Origin of the sequence: Phocaeicola coprocola DSM 17136, assembly GCF_000154845.1 — a bacterium.
In the GTDB taxonomy this organism is placed as follows: domain Bacteria; phylum Bacteroidota; class Bacteroidia; order Bacteroidales; family Bacteroidaceae; genus Phocaeicola; species Phocaeicola coprocola.
The window spans coordinates 2,112-3,280 of record NZ_DS981442.1 but is presented as its reverse complement, the minus strand read 5'-3'; the positions used below and the strand labels follow the sequence as shown (position 1 = coordinate 3,280).

At 36.3% G+C, this 1,169-nt stretch carries 1 protein-coding gene; it reads left to right on the top strand.

Annotated elements, in window-relative coordinates:
- The coding region (locus BACCOP_RS02480; RefSeq protein ID WP_007565854.1) for an IS66 family transposase at nt 1-553 on the top strand (553 nt) is incomplete at its 5' end.
- Between the last annotated feature and the right edge of the window lie 616 nt (nt 554-1,169).

Sequence of the window (1,169 nt, the reverse complement as noted above, 5' to 3'; positions counted from 1 at the left end):
CTGGACACACTGCAGGAGGCTGTGGGTCGATGCCTTGCCATCAGACAGAACTGCGATGGATATAATAGACCCTATCGGTGATATGTTCAGAAATGAAGACTTGTTCCGCACAATGAAACTCAGCGGTGAGCAGATTAAGGAAAAAAGACTTAAGCTTACGAGACCTATTCTTGAACGTATCCATCATAAGGTGGTCATGATGATGCAGGATACCAAACTCATGGCAAACGAACTGATGAGAAAGGCTGTGAACTATACGATAAACCAGTGGAAATCCCTGAAAAATATCCTCAAGGACGGTTCTGCGGAAATATCGAACAACCTCTGTGAGCAAAGGATGAAACCTGTAAAGCTGCTGCTCAAGAACTGTATGAACATAGGCAGTGAGGATGCAGCAGGAAACTCGGCATTCATCTTTTCTCTGATAGAAAGCTGCAAGCTTAATGATATAGCCCCTCAGGATTACCTGAAGCACTTGTTTGAATGTATTCTTCATGGTAAGGACTGCGACAAGAAGGTCCTTCTGCCATGTTTTTATAAATCGGAATGTTAAAACTAAACTATTTTCTTGCGGACATTTTTATTTTATCGGCTGAAAAACAGCCGATAAAATTGTCGTGGCGGAAAATAGAATGGTTACCGAATATTAAATACACCTCCCGAATTTTCTTATGAAGAATTTGTTCGTTAATTTGACAATCTCTCTCTTTAATAAAAAACCGAGGTCGTTTCGAAGTTGAAACGACCTCGGTTTTTTATTAGAGGATACATACCTTTTGTTAAACTTTTAAAATTTCACATTTTTATTACTATTACAATTGCTATTAAGACAAAATTAAGAGTGAATTAATAGGATAAACCTATATTTGTGCTAAAAATCAATATAATTGTTAAACCTTTAATATTCAATCACTATGACAAATTCCACTTAATTATTTCTGAATTTTCTTTGTTTAATCAGATTCTAATAATGAATAAAACTAATTCCACTAATATTATGATCATAGTTCGTTAAAAATTCGCCAAGCCTAAGCGGCTCTGGCAGTAAATAAAATGAGTTCTTTGAAAGTTTGTCAATAACTTGCGGGTCTGGGCTATCGCAACACGAGATAATCGTTCAGCATATATCATTGTGTATGATGACTTGCAAGAACGAATAGTATAACGTA